Source organism: Candidatus Nitrotoga sp. BS (assembly GCF_927797785.1).
Classification (GTDB): Bacteria; Pseudomonadota; Gammaproteobacteria; order Burkholderiales; family Gallionellaceae; genus Nitrotoga.
The window spans coordinates 41,199-61,300 of the sequence record NZ_CAKMLL010000061.1; the positions used below are offsets into that span (position 1 = coordinate 41,199).

18 protein-coding genes and 1 pseudogene are annotated in these 20,102 nt (G+C 48.2%); 8 read left to right on the top strand and 11 right to left on the bottom strand.

Translation table 11 applies throughout. The features are described from left to right. Window positions 1-400: 400 nt before the first annotated feature. The 4 genes and pseudogenes from MJ769_RS07000 to fumC all read left to right on the top strand — a co-directional run. A pseudogene (locus MJ769_RS07000) lies at window positions 401-529 on the top strand (IS630-like element ISCARN69 family transposase); the annotation flags it as partial. A gap of 169 nt (window positions 530-698) precedes the next feature. Beyond that, window positions 699-2,276 carry an L-aspartate oxidase gene (gene nadB / locus MJ769_RS07005; RefSeq protein ID WP_239235746.1) on the top strand — a complete coding sequence of 526 codons (1,578 nt, stop codon included), beginning with the start codon at window positions 699-701 and terminating at the stop codon, window positions 2,274-2,276. Between the two features lie 290 nt (window positions 2,277-2,566). Then, the gene (locus MJ769_RS07010) at window positions 2,567-3,352 is read left to right on the top strand and encodes a class I SAM-dependent methyltransferase (RefSeq protein WP_239235626.1); all 786 of its coding nucleotides are present in this window, start codon (window positions 2,567-2,569) and stop codon (window positions 3,350-3,352) included. Window positions 3,353-3,364: 12 nt separating this feature from the next. After that, entirely contained in the window at window positions 3,365-4,747 is a 1,383-nt protein-coding gene (gene fumC, locus MJ769_RS07015; protein ID WP_239235628.1) for a class II fumarate hydratase, read from the top strand. Between the two features lie 101 nt (window positions 4,748-4,848). Here the strand turns inward: fumC and MJ769_RS07020 are convergent, their stop codons facing one another. The 6 genes from MJ769_RS07020 to MJ769_RS07045 form a co-directional block, all read right to left on the bottom strand. Further along, window positions 4,849-5,439 carry a peptide deformylase gene (locus tag MJ769_RS07020; RefSeq protein WP_239235629.1) on the bottom strand — a complete coding sequence of 197 codons (591 nt, stop codon included), beginning with the start codon at window positions 5,437-5,439 and terminating at the stop codon, window positions 4,849-4,851. Beyond that, window positions 5,429-6,175 carry an S-methyl-5'-thioinosine phosphorylase gene (locus tag MJ769_RS07025; protein WP_239235631.1) on the bottom strand — a complete coding sequence of 249 codons (747 nt, stop codon included), beginning with the start codon at window positions 6,173-6,175 and terminating at the stop codon, window positions 5,429-5,431. The genes MJ769_RS07020 and MJ769_RS07025 overlap by 11 nt, the downstream gene beginning before the upstream one ends. A gap of 132 nt (window positions 6,176-6,307) precedes the next feature. After that, window positions 6,308-6,853 carry a hypoxanthine-guanine phosphoribosyltransferase gene (locus MJ769_RS07030; RefSeq protein WP_239235633.1) on the bottom strand — a complete coding sequence of 182 codons (546 nt, stop codon included), beginning with the start codon at window positions 6,851-6,853 and terminating at the stop codon, window positions 6,308-6,310. Then, complete coding sequence (galU, locus tag MJ769_RS07035) at window positions 6,853-7,719, bottom strand: UTP--glucose-1-phosphate uridylyltransferase GalU (RefSeq protein WP_239235635.1); 867 nt, start codon at window positions 7,717-7,719, stop codon at window positions 6,853-6,855. Before galU ends, MJ769_RS07030 begins: the two co-directional genes overlap by 1 nt. A 50-nt stretch (window positions 7,720-7,769) precedes the next feature. Further along, window positions 7,770-9,812, bottom strand: a complete 2,043-nt coding sequence (ligA, locus tag MJ769_RS07040; RefSeq protein WP_239235637.1) for an NAD-dependent DNA ligase LigA — start codon at window positions 9,810-9,812, stop codon at window positions 7,770-7,772. A 26-nt stretch (window positions 9,813-9,838) separates the two neighbouring features. Then, on the bottom strand, window positions 9,839-10,915 hold the full coding sequence (locus MJ769_RS07045) for a cell division protein ZipA C-terminal FtsZ-binding domain-containing protein (RefSeq protein ID WP_239235639.1): 1,077 nt from the start codon (window positions 10,913-10,915) through the stop codon (window positions 9,839-9,841). A 571-nt stretch (window positions 10,916-11,486) separates the two neighbouring features. Here MJ769_RS07045 and MJ769_RS07050 point away from each other — a divergent pair. Both MJ769_RS07050 and MJ769_RS07055 read left to right on the top strand, forming a co-directional pair. Next, window positions 11,487-11,720 (top strand): thioredoxin family protein, encoded by a 234-nt coding sequence (locus MJ769_RS07050; RefSeq protein WP_239235645.1) that lies wholly within the window; start codon window positions 11,487-11,489, stop codon window positions 11,718-11,720. A 71-nt stretch (window positions 11,721-11,791) separates the two neighbouring features. Continuing rightward, on the top strand, window positions 11,792-12,031 hold the full coding sequence (locus tag MJ769_RS07055; protein WP_239235646.1) for a thioredoxin family protein: 240 nt from the start codon (window positions 11,792-11,794) through the stop codon (window positions 12,029-12,031). Window positions 12,032-12,563: 532 nt separating this feature from the next. On the opposite strand, the gene radA is transcribed toward MJ769_RS07055, so the two are convergent. The 5 genes from radA to MJ769_RS07080 all read right to left on the bottom strand — a co-directional run bounded on the left by radA (window position 12,564) and on the right by MJ769_RS07080 (window position 18,409). After that, window positions 12,564-13,922 carry a DNA repair protein RadA gene (radA, locus tag MJ769_RS07060; protein WP_239235658.1) on the bottom strand — a complete coding sequence of 453 codons (1,359 nt, stop codon included), beginning with the start codon at window positions 13,920-13,922 and terminating at the stop codon, window positions 12,564-12,566. Window positions 13,923-14,305: 383 nt separating this feature from the next. After that, entirely contained in the window at window positions 14,306-15,181 is an 876-nt protein-coding gene (locus MJ769_RS07065) for an SEL1-like repeat protein (protein ID WP_239235660.1), read from the bottom strand. Window positions 15,182-15,411: 230 nt separating this feature from the next. After that, window positions 15,412-16,356 (bottom strand): oxygen-dependent tRNA uridine(34) hydroxylase TrhO, encoded by a 945-nt coding sequence (gene trhO, locus MJ769_RS07070; RefSeq protein WP_239235662.1) that lies wholly within the window; start codon window positions 16,354-16,356, stop codon window positions 15,412-15,414. Between the two features lie 221 nt (window positions 16,357-16,577). Next, on the bottom strand, window positions 16,578-17,144 hold the full coding sequence (locus MJ769_RS07075) for a response regulator transcription factor (protein WP_239235664.1): 567 nt from the start codon (window positions 17,142-17,144) through the stop codon (window positions 16,578-16,580). Further along, on the bottom strand, window positions 17,141-18,409 hold the full coding sequence (locus MJ769_RS07080) for an ATP-binding protein (RefSeq protein WP_239235665.1): 1,269 nt from the start codon (window positions 18,407-18,409) through the stop codon (window positions 17,141-17,143). The genes MJ769_RS07075 and MJ769_RS07080 overlap by 4 nt, the downstream gene beginning before the upstream one ends. Window positions 18,410-18,693: 284 nt before the next feature. Here MJ769_RS07080 and MJ769_RS07085 point away from each other — a divergent pair, with 284 nt between their 5' ends. Beyond that, window positions 18,694-19,641 carry a LysR family transcriptional regulator gene (locus tag MJ769_RS07085; protein ID WP_239235667.1) on the top strand — a complete coding sequence of 316 codons (948 nt, stop codon included), beginning with the start codon at window positions 18,694-18,696 and terminating at the stop codon, window positions 19,639-19,641. A gap of 149 nt (window positions 19,642-19,790) precedes the next feature. Beyond that, window positions 19,791-20,084 (top strand): transposase, encoded by a 294-nt coding sequence (locus MJ769_RS14725; protein WP_445083079.1) that lies wholly within the window; start codon window positions 19,791-19,793, stop codon window positions 20,082-20,084. Window positions 20,085-20,102 lie beyond the last annotated feature (18 nt).

The following is a 20,102-nucleotide window of genomic DNA, read 5'->3' on the forward strand; positions in this document are numbered from 1 at the left end:
CATAATTTTTAGGTTTATTCTAGTCTGCGCAATAAGATAATTTCCTTTAGAATTAACAACCGACTAAATGGCTAGTGCAGTGCTTGCGAATTGTTCGAATTATTCGGCTTTTTGTTTATCGTGCTCGCGTCCTTTCCACGAAGCGAAAGATGAATCTGAGTACGTTGATCATTCTTAACAATGAGCGTCAAAACGAATTGAAGTGTCGCGTGAGGTCGCAGCCACTGTATGTGCACAGCATAAGGCGTGCGCGCAAAGCGCTGCTTGCTACCGACGAGGTTGGCTATTTTGAAATTACTCAGAGGTTCAAAATCAGCCGAGGGGAAATAATTGCATGGCACTATCGATTCGCCAATGGCAGCTTAGAGGCGATTCAGTCTAACTTTCCACGTAGCGGGCGCAAGAATTGGGTCGTACACAACTTGCATTGCCGCTGAATAAAGGGCGCACGGCGACCATGACACACGATTTCAAATGCAACGGCATAACGACATCATTAGTTGCGCTCAACATGCTTAACGGACAGGTATCATGCAGTGTCAGCAGCTGCACTGCCATATTTAAAGAGCAAGTCACCATGCACAAGCAAAATTCGAAACGCTTCATCTGGCCTGCCAAGGTCAATGATATTCTCCAGAATCTCAACATTCTTGCCATTCGTAAACTTGGTCCGAAGATAAATGACGCAATACCCTAGCATGCTGCAATTTGATGTTTTGATTATAGGCAGCGGACTGGCAGGGCTTTCATTGGCATTGAAACTTGCCGATCAGCGAAAAGTTGCCGTCATCACCAAGAAATCACTATTGGAAAGTGCGAGTGTGTGGGCACAGGGCGGAATTGCTGCTGTGTTGTCGCAAGAAGATTCTCTGACCGAGCATATACAGGATACCGTGACCGCCGGTGCAGGTCTTTGCGACCCGGCCGCCGTGCGCTATGTTATCGAGCACGCCAAACCGGCAATTGACTGGCTCATTGCACAAGGCGTGCCGTTCACACGTGATGCCGATACCGATACCGGCTATCACCTGGCACGCGAAGGCGGCCACAGCCGTCGACGTATCATCCACGCCGCCGATGCCACTGGCTATGCCGTACAGAAAACGCTCGCCTCCAAAGTTCTGGCGCATCCCAACATCACACTGCTGGAACATTACATTGCCATCGATCTGATTACTGGGAACAAACTCGGTTACACGCACAATCAGTGCTATGGCGCTTACGCACTCAACAGTCTGAGCGATGAAGTCAGCACCATCGCTGCTCATGACACAATTCTGGCCACCGGCGGTGCTAGCAAGGTCTATCTTTACACCACCAATCCAGACACCGTCACTGGCGATGGCATTGCCATGGGTTGGCGTGCCGGTTGCCGGGTGTCCAATATGGAATTCATTCAATTTCATCCGACCTGTCTATATCACCCGCACGCCAAGTCTTTCCTCATTTCTGAGGCAGTTCGAGGTGAGGGTGGCATCCTGAAGCTGCCCGACGGCACACGATTTATGTCTGCTCACGATGAGCGCGCCGAACTTGCGCCGCGCGACATCGTCGCTCGCGCTATTGATTTTGAAATGAAAAAGCATGGTTTAGATTGCGTGTATCTCGATATTTCACATAAATCAGTTGAATTTTTGCAAGCGCATTTCCCTACCATCTACTCGCGCTGCCTGTCGCTGGGTATTGATATCTCGCGCCAGCCCATTCCTGTGGTACCGGCAGCTCACTATACCTGCGGTGGTATCGTTACTGATCTGCATGGACGTACCGATCTCGCCAATCTCTATGCCGTTGGCGAAACTGCACACACCGGCCTGCATGGAGCCAACCGGCTGGCAAGCAATTCCCTGCTGGAGTGTATGGTGTTTGCCGATGCTGCTGCACGCAACATATTGGCCTCGCCGCAAAGTCAGTTCATACCACTGCCGCAATGGGATGAGAGCCAGGTGACCGATGCCGACGAAGAAATTATTATCTCGCACAACTGGGCGGAATTACGCCAATTCATGTGGGACTATGTCGGAATTGTGCGCACCACTAAAAGACTGCAACGTGCACAACACCGCATTCGATTATTGCATGAGGAAATTAACGAGTATTACGCCAATTTTCATGTTACAGCTGATTTACTGGAACTGCGCAACCTGGTGTTAACAGCCGATCTCATCGTACAAAGTGCGTTGTTTCGGCACGAAAGTCGTGGCTTACACTACAGCAAGGACTACCCCGATACGCGGCCGCTGGCCGCATCGACCATACTCACTCCAACTGCATAAAATATGCCTTTAGGGTATACATATTGCGCAATCAAGCAGATATCCACTTGCTTGGAATGCGCTTCAACAGCAGCAACATAGTTAAATTTAATAAATGCGCAAGTTGGCGCATTATTTGGCAATTATTTATTGAATTGTTTAGAATACTGCCCTCACTTTGCATAAGTATATCCATTGGTGGTGTAGGACATAATGTCCAGTATCGTACGAAATAAATTTCGTGCGAAATGCAACATTAATTATTGAGCAGGCAATAGTACTTAGCGTATTTAGTCTATTAAGGAGACGAAGTGGAAAAAATTGAAAAAGATGTTGCAAAAGACTATTGGGAAAATCAGGCTAAAACCCATAAAGGTTCACATCTAGCATCTTGGAGCGATAACTTTATGATTGAACTTGAAATCGATGCTATAGGAGAGCATATTTCAAGTGGGGATCATGTTCTTGATGTAGGTTGTGCAAATGGATATTCCGCGTTCCAACAATTGGAACGGCACAAAGATGTTGGCTCTATAACAGGGGTTGATTTTGCTGAGAACATGATTAAACAGGCCAACCTTCTGAAAAAAGCTCAGTGGGTAGGAGATGTTGTAAAGTTTGAAATTGGCGACATTAACGCTTTACAATTTCCTGACGATACTTTTGATTTAGCTTATGCCACACGAGTGGTCACCCTTATGGCTACCTGGGAAGAACAGCAAATTGCTATCAATGAATGTCTGAGGGTTGTTAAGCCAGGCGGTAAGGTGATCTTATCCGAGCCTTTTTTGGAGCCATTTACATTGCTCAATGCAATGAGGCAACTTAAGGATATGCCCCCATTGATTGAGCATGACTCAAATCGATTCTTTAAAAAAGCTGTATTAGAGGAATTTCTCACTCAAAAGGGTTTGACGTTTAAGGTAGATGAATTTTCATCAATTTATTACCTGGGATCAAGATTTTTGAGGGAATTGGTAACAGACCCGGCAGCATACCCTGGCTTCAACCCGATTAACCGTCTTTTTTATGATATAGAAAAAGACTTTTCTGGCGGTGGTTTTGGCATTCAGCAGGCTTATATTATTACCAAATAAAATCAGTATTGCATGACTCACACCAGAATAGAGCACGACACCTTCGGCCCCATAGAGGTTGCAGCTGACCGACTTTGGGGCGCGCAAACACAACGTTCGCTTGAGTATTTCCATATTTCTTCCGAGCGTATGCCGGAGGAACTCATCCTTGCACTCGCCATGGTCAAGCGCGCTTGCGCGCAGGTTAATCGCGATTTGAATCTACTAAGCGCGGCCAAGGCGGATGCTATTGTGCAGGCGGCGGATGAAATACTGCTTGGCCAGCATACGCAAGAGTTTCCTCTTTCTGTTTGGCAAACAGGTTCGGGCACCCAGACCAATATGAACTTGAATGAGGTGCTCGCTAACCGTGCTTCTGAACTGCTAGGCGGTAAGTGGGGCAAAGACCGTCTGGTACATCCCAATGATGATGTAAATCTCGGTCAATCATCAAATGACATTTTTCCCACTGCCATGCACGTGGCAGCCTGCCTCAGTATCACTCAATCCCTGCTTCCTGCGCTGCGCAAACTGCGCTCGACATTGGAAGAAAAATCCCGCAACTTTGACGCCATCGTCAAGATTGGGCGCACGCACTTGCAGGATGCCACTCCGCTAACGCTTGGGCAGGAATTTTCTGCTTACGTGGCGCAGTTGGATTATGCTGAATCCATAATTAATGCTTCCCTGCCCTCGCTGTGCGAACTTGCGGTCGGAGGGACTGCAGTTGGAACCGGACTTAACACACATGTCGAATTCGGGGAACGCGTTGCTGCGGAACTCGCTCGCAGCACCAGCTTGCCGTTCAAAAGCGCGGCTAACAAGTTTGCAGCTCTGGCCGCACATGACACTCTGGTGGCAGCACATGGCATGCTCAAAACACTCGCTGCCGCTCTTATGAAAATTGCTAACGACATCCGCTGGATGGCTTCGGGACCACGCTCTGGTCTTGGGGAAATCAGTATTCCCGAGAATGAACCGGGCAGCTCGATTATGCCGGGTAAAGTTAATCCCACTCAGTGCGAAGCACTTACCATGCTGTGTTGCCAAGTCTTTGGTAATGACGTTGCTATCAATATCGGTGGCGCTTCGGGAAATTTTGAACTCAATGTCTTCAAGCCACTTATCGTTCACAATTTCCAACAAAGCGTGCGCCTACTTGCTGACGGAATGGCAAGCTTCGAGACACATTGCGTGTGCGGCATCCAGGCCAACGATGAACGTATTGCAGAACTGCTGGAGCGCTCGCTAATGCTGGTGACCGCTTTAACACCGCATATAGGCTACGATCGGGCAGCTAAAATCGCCAAGCAAGCTCACCGGGATGGCGGCACGCTAAAACAGACGGCATTAGCTCTGGGTTATGTTACGGAAGAAGAGTTCGACCGCTGGGTGCAGCCAGCGAAGATGACTTGATCTATCTAAAATTACTGAATCTCGCAACTCTAACATCGCTGACTCATAAATATTGTTGATGTTAGCTCTCTAATCCATAAATTTTAGATCTTCCCCTCTCCCTACTCGTCCACCTGATCTTGTTTATTTGGACGCAGTGCATCAACAAAGCCAAACCGGCTCAGGTCGCGGATTCGCATGGGGTACAGAATCCCGTCCAGATGATCGCACTCATGCTGCACCACGCGAGCATGAAAGTCATTTACCGTGCGATCTATCAATACGCCATATTCATCTCGTCCCTGGTAATGGATAGATTGAAAACGCGGCACCAGCCCGCTTAGTCCCGGCACGCTCAAGCAACCTTCCCATCCTTCCACCATATCAGGATTCAATGTCAATCCCGCATGCGAATCTACTACACTTAATGAATTACCTGATTTTGTTAACGGCGTGATAACGGGGTTAATCAACACCGTTTCCGGGACTGATTTAGCCTCGGGATAGCGAGAATTAAACTGCACACCAAAGATCACTACGCGCAAATTCACGCCTATCTGAGGTGCTGCCAACCCCGCACCGTTTAGCGCCTGCATGGTGTCGCGCATATCAAGCAGCAAGGCATGCAGTTCCGGCGTATCGAAATCAATCACTTCCTCCGCGCAACGCAACAGGCGTGCATCGCCCATACGTAATACTTCCCTAATCGCCATCAGAATACACCATACATTCAAGGATGTTGCGCACGCGCGCCATGGCAGGTTGTGCCACTGTACTGATAGTTTCCAAATGCACGCCATCGCGGCTGCTACCACGTCCGGCAGCATGATTTACCACCACCGCGATAGCGGCGTAATTCAAGCCAAGTTCTTTGGCCAAGGCGGCTTCGGGCATACCAGTCATGCCCACCATATCGGCACCGTCACGCTCCAGGCGATTGATCTCTGCTGCTGTATCCAGGCGCGGCCCCTGTGTAGCGGCATATACTCCGCCATCCAGACAAGGGAAGCCGGCACATCTGCCAGCATCCAGAATTTGTTGGCGTAGTTCCTGACTATACGGCTGGGTAAAATCAATATGCGTTACTGAGCAATCGCGCCCATCAAAGTAGGTAAACTCGCGCCCATAGGTATAATCAATAATTTGGTCTGGCAGCACAAGAACACCGGGCGACAGGTCAGCACGGATTCCCCCAACTGCCGCGACAGAAATAATGCGTTGCGCTCCCTGCTCTTTCAACGCCCACAGATTGGCACGATAATTCACTACATGCGGCGGGATCGTATGGCCGTAGCCATGACGGGCAATAAACATCACCTCATGCTGGCGCAAGCGGCCAAAGACAATCGCTCCGGAAGGCTCACCATATGGTGTGCGCATCACCTGTCGATGTGATATTTCCAGATTGGTCAGCTGCGTCAGCCCCGTACCACCAATAATCGCTAACATTTTTTATTACCTTTTGGAAAATCTAGCAGCCTATCAGACTTACTAATTCCCGCATGACCAAAAATTCAGAAAGCACAAATTAATATACTAATGCAATAAATAGAATGCAATACTTTCATACAGTTGGCTCCATTATTCCTTCGTGGCGTAAATTGCAGGCAGATTACGCCACGCGCCATGTATGTCCATGCCATAGCCGAATACAAAGCGATCTGGTAATTCTACCCCTACAAAATCGGCATGTATCGGCTTGACCTTTGCAATCTTTTTATCCGCAAACACCGCACTGTAAAACCTGGTAGCACCCAAATCCAGCACACGCTGCTTAACTGCGGCCAGTGTCTCACCCTCGTCGAGGATGTCATCCACCACCAAAACCACGCGCCCAGTTACATTTTCGCGTGGCTCGACTTTCCAGTGCAAGGCTCCACCCTGTTGGTGACTGCCATAGCGCGATACATGCACATAATCAAAATCAAGCGGAAAAGTAAGGAGTGGCAGCAACTGCCCGGTAAACACCACCGCACCACCCATCACAGATAGCAATAGTGGATGAACGTCAGTTAATACCGTATTGATCTCCCGCGCGACGTTCATTACGGCCGCTTGCACTTCTCCAGCTGAAATAATCAACTCAGCTTGATTCAGGATATCGTTCGCTTGCTGATTGGAGAGCATTATTTAATCGTTGCCAGGTAAGCGGCAAATCCTTCACTCAGTTCAGGATGCTTAAGGCCGAATGCAACAGTTGCCTTGAGATAGCCCAGCTTGGAGCCGCAATCATAACGGGTACCTTTAAACCGGTATGCCAGCACTTTTTCTTCCTTTAGCAACGCTGAAATACCATCGGTTAGCTGAATTTCGCCGCCCGTGCCCGCCTGCAATTTCGCCAAGTGATGAAAAATACGCGGCGTCAACACATAGCGCCCCACCACCGCCAGAGTGGAAGGCGCATCTGACGGGCTGGGCTTTTCAACGATGGCATGTACCTGCTCCACATTCTGTTCTACATTGCTACTACTAACGATTCCATACTGCCCCGTCTGTGAAGGTGGCACGTCTTCCACGCCGAGCACGGAACATTGATAGCGCTGGTATACATCTGCCATCTGTTTAATGATGGATATGTCTCCAGCGATTAAGTCATCGGCCAAAATCACCGCGAACGGCTCGTTTTGCACCACCGGCTGCGCGCACAAAACTGCATGACCGAGCCCAAGCGTTTCTGATTGCCGGATGTAGATGCAATTCACATGTTTAGGAATGACTTCTTGAACTGCACGTAACAGCTCGCTTTTGCCACGCGCGAGAAGTTCAGCTTCTATTTCATAAGCCGTGTCGAAATGATCCTCAATAGCGCGTTTATTGCGACCAGTAATGAACACCATATCAGTAATACCCGCTGCCACCGCCTCTTCCACCGCATATTGGATTAATGGTTTGTCGACTACCGGCATCATTTCCTTGGGACTGGCCTTGGTGGCAGGCAGAAAACGGCTGCCCAATCCAGCTACCGGAAATACAGCTTTAGTAATTCGAGTCATAACATATTCCCATAACTGTCCGGTTAAAGATTTTAAAAATGAATTACGATTTAGTTGGAAGCTGCTGGCATTTTATTTTTATTTAATAATTGTAAAAACTGTTGTTCATCCAGCACAGCAATATTTAGTTCCCGCGCTTTGCTGAGCTTGGTACCCGCCTCGGCGCCAGCCACCACATAATCGGTTTTCTGCGACACGCTTCCAGTTACGCGTGCGCCGAGCGTTTCCAGCCTCGATTTTGCCTCGTCACGGCTCATGCTGGCAAGCGTACCGGTTAATACAAAAATATTAGCATTCAAAGGTAAAAGTTGCACGGCCATTTCGGCTTGCTCCGGCCACCGTACTCCGGTAGCGCGTAATTGGGCGATCACCTCAATGTTATGCGGCTCGGAAAAAAAAGTTGCAATACTTTGCGCAACAACAGGCCCGATATCGGGTACAAGTTGCAGGCGCGTTTCATCGGCCGATATGAAATTATCCAGCGTGGCAAAATGACGCGCCAGTTCTTTCGCAGTCGCCTCGCCCACATTGCGGATGCCCAGCGCATAGATAAAACGCGCAAGTGTGGTTTGCTTGCTGTTTTCTATTGCGTCCAGCAAATTTTGGGCGGACTTCTCACCCATACGCTCCAGTTGGGCCAGTGCCCGCAAATTCAGTTTATATAAATCGGCAGGTGTATGCACCCATTGCTGTGCCACCAATTGGTCAACCAATTTCTCGCCAAGTCCCTCGATATCCAAAGCACGTCGGCTGGCGAAATGCAACACTGCCTGCTTGCGTTGTGCCGGGCAAAACAGCCCGCCACTACAGCGCCATATTGCCTCGTCCGGCTGTTTGGTAACGTGTGCGCCACATACTGGACAGACTTGCGGCATTTTGAATTCATATGTGTCCACAGGACGCCGCTCGAGCAGGACGCGTGCCACTTCCGGAATAACATCGCCAGCACGCCGAACGCTTACCGTATCGCCGATGCGGATATCCTTACGACGCATTTCCTCTTCGTTATGCAGCGTGGCATTGGTCACCGTTACACCACCGACAAATACTGGGGCCAGGCGCGCTACGGGAGTCAATGCACCAGTACGGCCCACCTGCACCTCAATGTCTAGCACGATGGTCAATGCTTCTTCTGCCGGAAATTTGTGCGCAAGCGCAAAGCGCGGTGCCCGCGATACATAGCCCAGCCTGGTTTGTTGTGAGATGTTATTGACTTTGTATACTACGCCGTCAATTTCGTAGGGCAGCTTGTTGCGCAGTTCACCAATTTCGCGATAATAGGCTAGTAACCCATCGGGTCCGCTCACTACACGGCGTTCCTGTGGCACCGGTATAGACAACTTCTGCAAACACTCTAACTGTTCAGCATGCGTGTCAGGCAATATAAATCCTTCGACCCCGCCTGCCCCATAGGCTAAAAAACTCAGGTGTCGACTGGATGTAATTTGCGAATTGAGCTGCCGCAATGAACCTGCTGCGGCATTGCGCGGATTGGCGAACAGCTTGTCGCCCTTGTCTGCTTGCTGACGATTCAATGCGATAAAATCAACCTTGAACATCAGCACCTCGCCGCGTATCTCTATAAACGGAATGGGCTTGGCTAATCGTCCCGAATCCAAGCGCAAGGGAATATTCCTTACGGTGCGCAGATTTTGCGTCACATCTTCACCAACCTCGCCATCTCCGCGTGTCGCGCCCTGCACAAATACTCCATCGCGATAAGTGAGCGTGACGGCCAGACCATCAAATTTAGGTTCTACGGAATACTCTACTTCGGCCACGCCTAATGTCTCGCGGGTACGAACATCAAAAGCTCGTAACTCTTCTTCATTGAAAGCGTTGTTAAGCGAAAGCATCGGCGAGCGATGGACTACTTTTGTAAAGGATAGTCGCGGCGCGGCACCAACTCGCTGGGTAGGCGAGTCTGGCGTAGTGAGTGAAGGATATTGTATTTCGAGAGCTTGCAGTTCACGGAACATTGCATCGAATTCCGCATCGGTAATCAGGGGATCGTCCAACGTATGATATTGGTAATTATGTCGCTCGATTTCCCCACGCAAACGCGCGATACGCTGCGGCACCGATTCACTCATTAATGGAACCTGATCTGAAAGAAAATTTAGGAAAACAGTCTGCGCGCCTGGGCGCTGCCAGCAATAACATGACCGACTCGCATATCAGCTTCGGCAGCAGCAATGCGCTCACGGATTAGCGTAATGCTGCCTTCACTTAATGCCACATGGCGCGCGTCTACTATGGTCGCGCGCAGTTCGCTAGCCAGTTGTTGTGCCAAAACTACCATTTTATCAAAACTTAATGAGGGTTGTTCAACACGTGGCACATCCAACAACAAAGTCAAGCCGTCTACATGTACTGTATCCAAAGTACCATTTTGAAATGGTGCGTTGTTTTCATTGCACAGACTGAACAAAGTATGTCCGTGCGTATCCACTAAGTGGAACGCGCCGTCCGCCTGTAAACATAAACCGTACTGCTCAGCCACGCGCACTATTTCATTACCAGACAGTATGTGTTCATTGCTGGGAAAAAGATTCAGTCCGATAATCAGATCTACCGCTGCGCAGAAATTGTCCAACTCTACCGCGCGCGCGGTGGCTTCTACCACATCGGGCAGCACCATATCGGCATGCAATTGTGCTGCAATTGTTCGCACCAGTTTGCGAAAGTCCATCAATTTAGCTTCACTCACCGCACCGGCGCGAGTTACTAATTGTAACGCCAGCTTGAACGAGGTATAGGCCCATGGACTACCCTCAATCACTTTCTCCCATTCGCCGCTCGCCACGCTCAAGCCGCATATATGGACGTTTTTATCCAATTCAAAGCGTTGCTGCCATAACAGTTTTAATGCATCTGCATTCACCGGGCTTTTAGGCGAAATCACTGCAATGAAATCGGTTTTCTCATCCAGCAACACGCACATAGCATCTACCGTCTCCCCTTGTTGCGAATCATTGGGCGGTACACTAATGGGCACGGCTGGCTCCATCTTCTCGACCGGCAATTCATCTGTCGGAATTTCTACAGCTGCGCGATATAACGCATCCTCATGCCTATGCTTGAACACCGCGCCGAACTTGCGCCGATATTTGCGCTGCAGCAACCAATTATAAATATATATTGCCAGCACCACGGCGACACCAATGCCCAGCAAGCTAATTTGTAGTTCACTCATATTAAAATAATGCGGTAGATTAATTTTTTCATACGCGGCAAGTCACGCCGTTACTGTTGAATTATCGCAAGAGAGCTGATAAATGGCAAAGGTCAGTAAGCTCTCTTAGTTAAGTTTAGATCATATTTCTGATATTACCTACCGTATTGAAGGCATGGCTGCCGGAACCCTCTGACTCGGCAGAACAAGAAAAATGGTTGGACTTTGAAACTTGTTAGCCTCTTAAGCCACCCACCTCTAGCATCTTGACCAAGGACAACCAGGATGCCTCATCATCTCAGTGCGTACAAGATTCATCCCATTCCACAACGCCCCTGTGCGCTGATAGGTGAAATACAATGCAGCGCAAAAAGAACGTTCATCCTTTGGACAATCCAATGGCCTATGCTATTTGCTCCAGAGTCATGCCGTGTTGTAGTGGCACGACTACCAACAATGAGATTGTTACCTTTCATTTTCGTCGCAATATCAATCTTTCAACTAATAAATTGAAAACACCAACTTGACATTGTTAGGATTCCTTATTATATTCAGATTGGCAACTATTTCAATTAACCAAAAGGGATACAAAATGAGTAAATCAGTTTTCTATCATGCCGGCTGTCCTGTTTGCGTCGGTGCCGAACAGGACATTATCAATTTGATCGGTACCGATAGCGTGGAAATCGTCCATTTTGGCGAGGATATGTCGAGATTTGACGAGGCAAGAAATGCAGGCGTGAAATCTGTTCCGGCGTTAGTAACGCCAAACGGAACTGTACTTCACATCAATTTCGGTGCATCAATGACTGATATCAAAGGTTAAACTTCGAGGGAGCCAGATTTTTTGATATTAGGCTTCCTAATTAATTTTTAATTTTCAAAGAAGATCAAGTTATGAAAAATTCTATTCTCTATCACGACGGTTGCGACATATGTGCATTAGTTGGACAGGAAGTTGTAAATCTAATTGGATTAGCCAATTTAGACATTATCCATATCGGGTTAAATCCTTCAAAACAAATTGAAGCGAAGAACAAAGGAGTCAAAGCATTTCCGGCACTTGTCCTGAACAATGGCAACATATTGCATTTCAACGTTGAAGAACACGAAGGTAGTGTGGACTGTTTATTTTAAAAAACAAAACATTAAAAGTGCGGATGAAATCGAAGATTTCCTGCTGACACGGAATAAGGGAATTCCGTGAGTAATCGAAACGCTACAAATTCCTGGCAATCTCTTTTGGTGGCTGAAAATCCCTGAAGATATTGATTGGTTTTAGATGGAGGCGTGAGTGCTTACGAATGCTAAATGTCCGGCCTCGTTATTTTCAGGATTTGGGAAGATATAGAAACGGTGAATCGATGCAGTATGCGCCGATTCACCCTTGCTTTTGCTACAACGAACGAATAGGCTCAATCAATTCATGCGCTTGATAACAATTTGGGCTGCCGGATTGCGCCAGTCATAAATAGTCGTATCAAGCCCACCTATCCCGTGAATACCGTTGTGAATATGTGTCCCATCCCGTGTGATCATATACCTGCCCGAACTAAGCTTGTTAAAACCCACGTAGTCTTCGTCAGATTCTGGGTGAGCGACCCACTATTTAATGACATAATTTTTAACTATATGATTCATTTTATTGCAAGAATTATATTGATCATTTCTAGCGCATTTTCGCCACCGCATCCTCCACTCGCTCAACCGCAATAATTTCCATGCCAGCTATTTCTTGCTTCGGCTTGTTAGCTTTGGGAATAATGGCCAGGGTAAAGCCTAACTTGGCAGCCTCTCGCAATCGTTCCTGACCACGCTGCACCGGACGTATTTCACCAGCCAGGCCGACCTCCCCAAACACCACCAATTTTTCTGGCAGAGGTTTATTTCGCAACGAAGACACGATGGCCAGCAATACAGGCAAGTCGGCGCCCGGCTCGGTAATTTTCACTCCGCCCACCGCATTGATAAACACATCTTGATCAAAACAGGCTATCCCTGCATGGCGGTGCAATACGGCCAGCAACATGGCCAAACGGTTTTGTTCCAGGCCCAACGAAAGCCGGCGCGCATTGGGTGAGTGCGCCTCATCCAGCAGCGCCTGGATTTCCACCAGTAGCGGACGTGTACCTTCCTGCGTCACCATCACACATGAACCAGCCACTTGCGCGCCATGCTGCGACAGAAACAACGCGGAAGGGTTGCTCACTTCACGTAAGCCTTTTTCGGTCATGGCAAAAACGCCTAGTTCGTTTACTGCTCCGAAACGATTTTTAAACGCGCGTATCATGCGAAAGCTGGAGTGTGTATCGCCCTCGAAATACAGCACGGTATCTACGATATGTTCTAGCACACGCGGCCCAGCCAACGTCCCATCCTTGGTCACGTGGCCAACCAGAATCATGGTCACTGCTGTGCTCTTGGCTATGCGCGTAAGTTGCGCTGCGGACTCGCGCACCTGGGCTACCGAGCCAGGGGCTGAAGTGAGGTGTTCAGAATACATGGTCTGGATGGAGTCGATCACCACCACGTCGGGTTTTTCCTGCTTGATAACAGACTGAATTTTTTCCAGCTGAATTTCAGCCAGCAGGTACATTCCACGCGCATCCAGCGATAGTCGCTTTGCGCGTAAGGCAATTTGCTGCGCCGATTCCTCTCCACTGACATATAAAACTTTTTTATGTGTAGCGAGATGCGCCAGTGCTTGCAATAGCAGGGTAGATTTACCTATTCCAGGATCACCGCCTATCAAAACTACGCCACCACTCACTAAGCCGCCACCCAAAACGCGGTCAAACTCGGCGATGCCGGTTGGCGTACGCGGCACTTCTTCTGCCCCTACTTCGGCCAGCGTCTGCACCATGCTCATGGTCGACAGCGAGCTATAGCGATTTTTTCCACTAGTCGGCGATTCCGCCACACTTTCCGTCAGCGTATTCCAAGCCGTGCAATGCGGACATTGCCCCTGCCATTTGGCAGCCTGTCCCCCACATTCAGTGCAGCTATATATTATTTTTTCTTTCGCCATGATTACCCTTATATTTGCAGCAAAATAGGAAAAATTGGCGCCGTCAAAAATTAAATTTTCTATTTAAGGCTAGATTCAATGAGATTAAACGCGAGAAAGTTTTGCTGGGGGTTAAATAATTTTTAATAAACAACAAGTTCAACACATAGCCTACACCGTCAATGACCGGCATCTAGATTACGTAAATATCTACCACGACACATCGCCTTGACCTGTAAGGAAGGGTGAAGGCTTCCGAGCGGCAGAGAATAAGGCCGGCGCAAAACCCCATGTACGCCACTCATCTACATCCACCAAATTCAACTGGGTTCCAGCAAGAATTGTTCATATGAATGTATGAGGGCGCCTGCCTTTAATCAAAACTTCAATCTTATTATTGGCAACTATGAATGAGATTTTTTCCACTCATTTGCCAGCTCTTTCGCTTCGGCAATTTGGGAGGCCGTCATAAACGATTCCGCAATCTCCAGTCCATTTCTTGCACTTTCATCACCAGCCTCATTGGCAAGAGTGAACCATTTATATGCTTCGATGTAGTCCTGTGTAACACCATGGCCTTGCGCATACATGAGTGCCAAATTGTTTTGTGCAACCGGATGCCATTTTTCTGCGGCCTTAGTCCACCAAGTTACAGCCTGCTTTTGATCTTGCTCTACACCTTCGCCAGTGTCGTACAAACCGCCTAGATTTAATTGGGCATCGGTATTGCCCTGCCCTGCAGCCATGCTGTATAAAAAAACAGCTTGCTGGTAATCCTGAGTGACGCCTATGCCTTTTTCATACATAAAGGCCAGGTTGTATTGAGCCACCTCATCTCCCTGCTCTGCAGCTTTGCGAAACCAAAACACAGCCTGCTCATCGTTCTGTTTAACGCCTTGGCCTTTTGCGTACATAAAAGCCAGGTTATATTGTGCCTCTGAATTTCCCTGCTCTGCAGCTTTTAGCAACCATGACGCGGCGTGCTCGTGATCCTGTGCCACCCCCTCACCTTTGGCATACATGAGCCCCAGATTGTTTTGTGCCAATGGTTCACCCTGCTCTGCTGACTGACGAAACCAAGGCTCTGCTTTCTGAAAATCCTGTTTAACACCCAGGCCTTTTACGTACATTAGCCCCATATAATTTTGCGCCAGTGAGTGCCCCTGCTCTGCAGCCTTCTTAAATGACTTCATGGCTTTAGCATAGTCTTTGCTGGCTATATGCTTTTCACCTGCCTCAAAGTCTTTTGTAACCGCTCCAGCGGGTGTTGATGCCTTCATAATTTCTCTCCGTTATTTTAATCGTGGCTAGCGGCAAATCGAGTTAACGCTGTGGGAATAAATATATAAGTCAGAATCATTGATCACACAATGGCTGACACCTTCGAATGATGTCATCAATTACGCGCCGATGTCGAGAGTATATTTTGTTTTTTTCAAGCAGGAAGCAGCGATTTTCAATCGCGAATTGATCCCATTTCTAACAAGAACGTAAATAATCATCTAAAGCATCAGCTCTCGCTTTGTGTTTCTGTTTGTTTTTTTTGAGACACCCCAATGTGCGAATCACCTCGTTTACGTGCCAGTTCATTCTGTTTTTGTCGCTCAATAGCTCGGGCGCGTGTTTTTTCCGGCAAGGTATCAAAGCAATGCAGGCAAGATATGCCAGCTTGATAGCTGGGCAATGCCTTCTCATCCTGTGAAACAGGATGACGACAGGCAAAACATTGATCATGCGTCCCTACTTTCAGGCCTTGTCCAACAGAAACTCGCTGATCAAAAACAAAACACTCACCCTCCCACATGCTCTTTTCAGCAGGAATGTTTTCCAGATATTTTAGAATGCCGCCCTGTAGGTGATAGACCTCCTGGAAACCCTGCCCAAGCATGAAAGAAGTCGCCTTTTCACACCGAATTCCGCCAGTGCAAAACATGGCAATTTTTTTATGCTTTACAGGATCAAGATTTTTGCTGATGTACTCTGGAAACTCGCGAAATGTCGTGGTGTGTGGGTCGACTGCGCCACGAAAAGTTCCTATATCGTATTCGTAACCGTTTCTTGTATCGATAAGCACTACTTCTGGATCGGAAATTAGAGCATTCCAATCTTTTGCGTCCACATAGGTGCCAACCTTTTCGTTCGGATCTACTCCTGGCACGCCAAGCGTGACAATTTCCTTTTTAAGGCGAACCTTCATTCTGTCAAAAGGCATTTCATCAGAATAAGATTCTTTGTGTTCGATACCCGCTAATCGCGCATCAGCCCGCAAGAAAAATATCAATGCATCCACCCCTGCGCGCGTACCGGCGACAGTTCCGTTAATACCTTCTGCAGCCAGTAAAATTGTTCCATTAATCCCTTGCGCAACGCAAAAATCGAATAAACCGTTCTGCATCTCGCGGTAGTCAGGGAGTTTGGCAAACTTATATAGCGCAGCAATAACAATATTGGACATGAATTATTAGATCTATTAAAACCTATGTGAGGATATTGCAAAAAATTAGCTATTGAGTACAAAGTTCGAGCAGCCTACAGCACCGCATCCGGATTATATGCTGGCATTGATTCCAATGTTCGTTATGTGCCCGTACTCAGACTGAATTTTAAACCGGTTCAGAGCTGCTTTCCAGTCATGGTGCACGCTAATAACATCAAGCTGTTGTTATTTTTTATGAACTAGTCGCCACGCTCAGGAACTGGGTGTTTCTGCAACTTACGTTGTAACGTGCGCCGATGCATATTAAGTGTGCGAGCGGCAGCGGAAATATTACCGCCACAGTCAGCAAGTACCTTTTGCAGATGCTCCCACTCGAGGCGATCTACTGACATTGGTTTTGTCATAATCGCAGCTTCAGCGACACCCGGCTGATGATCAAAAGCTGCGACTATTTCATCCGCATCTGCGGGCTTGGCCAGATAGTATGTCGCACCCAGCTTCACCGCTTCCACAGCAGTTGCAATGCTCGAGTAGCCAGTAAGCACCACAATACGCACATCAGACTTACGTTCCTTGAGATATGCAACCAATGTTAAACCCGACGGCCCGGGCATTTTTAAGTCAACCACAGCGTGAGAGGGAAGATTTTGTGCAATCATTTGCATAGCTTCATTCACATTGTTTGCGACACTTACCACGAAACCGCGCCGGGCAAGAGCCTTCGCTAACACTGTGCAATACGTAACGTCATCATCCACCAGCAGCAGCGTGCGCGACAACGATTTTTTCAATCCTGGCAAGGTCATATTACATTCGTTACACGTAAACGAGCCAAGGGCAATATCACGCAGGTGCACACTCCCCCGCCATCCCGGTTCGATAATGAGAGTACGCCACCAAACCGGCGCAGTGTGGCATTGACCAGAAATAATCCGAGCCCCTGCCCACTTGCTTTAGTAGTAAAAAATAATTTTCCGGCATGTGTTTTAGCTGATGGCGTCAGGCCATTGCCGCGGTCAGAGACTTCGATCTTCAATTGCTCTGCATTGCAACTGGCCTCCACTTCAACACTGTGTTCCGAAGCATCGGCAGCATTGTTTAGAATATTAGTGATCACTTGGCCCAACACTAGTTCCGCTACAATCTTCGGTGCAGGAGATGGGCCCGTCCAGCGATAGCTCACCTGTGCAGCAGGACGCATGCTGCGCCATTGCGCAAGCAAATCTGCAAGATAACGATCAAGCTCAATACTGTAACCACTTTCCGCACGGGCTTGTTCTGTGGACGAAAGCATATGGGAAAGCGTGTTCTTACATCGCGTAACTTGGTCACGCAACAAGTGCAGTTCTTTTACCAATTCTGGTTGCATCGCATATTCGTGTTCCAGCTCTTTAAGCACTACCGCCATCGTCCCCAACGGCGTGCCTAGCTCATGCGCCGCACCCACTGCCAGTGTGCCAAGCGCCACCAGATGTTCATCACGCAGTGCGTTTTCACGCACTTCCGCCAGCATGCGCTCGCGTTCGCGCAAGGTGTTACCCATCTTCACCACATAATAACCGACCAACCCCACACCCAGTACAAACCCGAACCACAGAAGCCAAGCACTTGAGTCAAGACGAGCAACGTGGTCAATATGAAAATGCGGCAGCGGGATGTAAACGAACATCAAGAACGTGTAACAAGCCACGATTATCGCGGCCAACAACCAGGCATAGATCGCCAACAGCGTGGCGGCGGCTATTGTAAGTGGCAACAATAGCAGTAGCACAAACGGATTAGTGGTGCCCCCAGCCAGATAGAGCAACGTGCTCAGTAACAGAACATCCAGCACCAACTGTCCGAACACCTCGATTTCTTGCACTGGCCATGGCAATTTGAACCGTATCCAAGTGAGTATATTGAGAACCAGTAGCACGGTCCCGATCACTGTGAATGGCAAAGGCATCCCCATACCTTTGGCAACCACCAGCACCGCCAGCGTCAGACCGACCACAGCAATATTTTTGAGCACCAGCACACGTCGCAGATTTACTGGTGACGACATTGAGAAAGAAACAAATGACTTCATTAATTAATCCGATAATTCAATTTTCTCTCACTGAAGAAAGAAATAATAAACCATAGTAGCACCTAGCAGCCTGTCCGCTGTATACCTACTTACTATCCAATTATGATCGACGTACTTCGATTATAAAAGCTGAGCAGGGGGCATGATGTGAAATATAGAAGCAGAAAAAATTTGGGCAGCGTTTGTAGTGCACATGATGGCTTGAGCTAAGGAAACGCCTAATAATTCATAAATATAAGTCAATCATATTGATACTGACTATAGGTATTGCTTATAATCAAACGATGTTAAATTTAACCATTCGTCAGCTTAGAATTTTTGATGCCGTAGCACGGCATTTAAGTCATTCACGTGCAGCCAAAGAGTTGTATTTAAGCCAGCCGGCAGTCTCTATGCAAATCAAACAACTCGAACATTGTGTCGGCTTACCCTTGTTTGACCAAGTGGGCAAAAAAATGCACCTGACCGAAGCAGGACAGGAAATGCTGCACTACACTCGCAGTATCGCGCAGCAGCTAGAGGAAATGGATGCTATGTTGAGCGAGATGAAAGGGCTGGAATATGGTCGCTTGAATATCTCTGCAGTCAGCACCGCCAGCTATTTCATAGCCCAGCTATTGGCAAAATTTATTCAGCAATACCCCCAGATCAAAGTAAGCCTCAATGTTGCCAACCGGGATGCGGTCATAAAATTGCTCGCCGATAATAGCGCCGATCTTGCCATCATGGGTCAGCCACCGGAAGGGACGGTCATGCAGTCGCAACCGTTTATGCAAAACCCGCTGGTTGTTATTGCTGCACCCAACCACCCTTTGACCAAGGTATGCAACATCAAGCCCAAGCAATTGGCACAGGAAATTTTTTTGCTGCGCGAACAAGGGTCTGGCACGCGCGGTGTGGTAGAACGATATTTCGCCAGTCACCATTTGAAATTACCGACTCATATGGAAATGGACACGAATGAAGCTATCAAGCAATCAGTACAAGCAGGCATGGGAATAGGCATCATCTCTAAGCATTGCATCGAACTCGAACTGGAAATCAAGCGTCTACAAGTACTAGATGTGGATCATTTTCCTATCTTGCGTCACTGGCATATCGTCCATCGTAAAAATAAACGGCTTTCCACTGCTGCAAATGCATTTAATCAATTTTTACTGAATGATGCAGAGAGTCAGGCATCAGCAACAAAGCTTACTACAATACCGAGCAAGCGAAGCCGCACCAAGTAAGCAAAAAAATCTTTACTATCTGCCTTCATTATTTTAGGCAGCTATTATTATGTGCCGCTATTCGATAAAGCATAGCTGTTCTGAGATAGAGTGCGACATAGGCAAGGCCATGTATTTGTTCTTCGGCCAACGGCAATCGCAAGAAGGTGATGCGTCTGGAAACGTGCGAGTTCATCGGGCGTTTTATGCAACACATGTTGCCCAGTGGTTTCAAGCGTATCTGCCACTACGGCTTGCTCGGCCCCGCGCACAAAACCGCCAACCTGGCCGCTGCGTGCGCGGCGCTGGAAGCGCCCGAACCTGACTCGATTATGGTGGAATCGGTGGAAGCGTTCATGCGGCGGGTGGCGGGCATCGAGTGGCTGAACTGTCCGCACTGTGGCGAAGGCGTATTTCGGGTAGCGCAGGCGATTCCCCCGCACATGCCCCGCGCGCCATCATGAAGCCGCTCTTTTTTATTG